Origin of the sequence: Planktothrix serta PCC 8927 (assembly GCF_900010725.2) — a bacterium.
Lineage (GTDB): Bacteria > Cyanobacteriota > Cyanobacteriia > Cyanobacteriales > Microcoleaceae > Planktothrix > Planktothrix serta.
Genome location: NZ_LR734911.1, coordinates 1 through 1,032 on the forward strand (window position 1 = coordinate 1; position 1,032 = coordinate 1,032).

1 protein-coding gene is annotated in these 1,032 nt (G+C 37.3%); it reads left to right on the forward strand.

The window, feature by feature from the left end; all coding sequences use genetic code 11:
• On the forward strand, positions 1 to 1,032 hold a 1,032-nt coding region (locus PL8927_RS27600; protein ID WP_083627099.1), incomplete at both ends, for an RNA-guided endonuclease InsQ/TnpB family protein.

A 1,032-nucleotide genomic window follows, 5' to 3' on the forward strand; every position in this document is an offset into this window, starting at 1 on the left:
TGTGCAAGATGGTATTGGAATTTTGCCTTAAATGCCTGTATTCAGCACTATCAAGAAACAGGAAAAAGCTTAAAACTAGCAACCTATAAGGGAATGCTCCCTCAACTCAAGAAAGAATATCCTTGGCTTAAGGAAGATTGTTACTCATCAGTTTTGCAGTGTGTAGCAATCAATTTGGATAAAGCTTATAAAAACTTTTTTGAGGGACGAGCTAAGTTTCCTAGATTCAAATTTAAACATCATAAGCAATCAATCCAATATCCCCAGAGTGTTACTGTTAACGGTGAACACCTAAAAATCCCTAAAATTGGTGAAATCAAAGCGGTATTTCACCGAGAAGTTACGGGAAAGATTAAAACCGTAACAATCTCAAAAACTCCAACTGATAAATACTTTGCTTCAATTCTGTGTGAAGTGGAAGGAACTGATATTAAACAGTCGGGAGATAAAATTATCGGTATTGATCTGGGGTTGAAAGATTTTGCAATTGTTCATGATGGAGATAACGCAACTAAATACGCTAACCCTAAACATTTATATCGTCACCAAAAAAATCTAGCCCGAAAACAGAAAAAAATCTCTCGGAAGACTAAAGGTAGTAAATCGAGAGAGAGATTCAGAAAGATTGTAGCTAAGGTTCATGAGAAAATCGCCAATTCCCGCCAAGATTTCTTGCATAAATTATCAAGAAAGTTGGTAGATGAAAGCCAAATTATTGTCGTTGAAAACCTCAATGTCAAGGGGATGGTTAAGAACCGGAAGTTATCAAAAGCTATATCTGATGTAGGTTGGGGAATGTTTGTTAATTTTATAGACTACAAACTTCAACAAAAAGACGGTGAACTGATAGAAGTTGAGCGCTTCTTTCCTAGTTCCAAAACTTGTTCCTGTTGTGGTCATATAGTGGATGTGCTACCTCTGAATATCAGAGAATGGGATTGTCCAAATTGCCATACTCATCATGACCGTGACGGTAACGCTGCGCTTAACATCAGGAATGAGGGGATCAGAATTAAGAATAAAGGCGGAGGG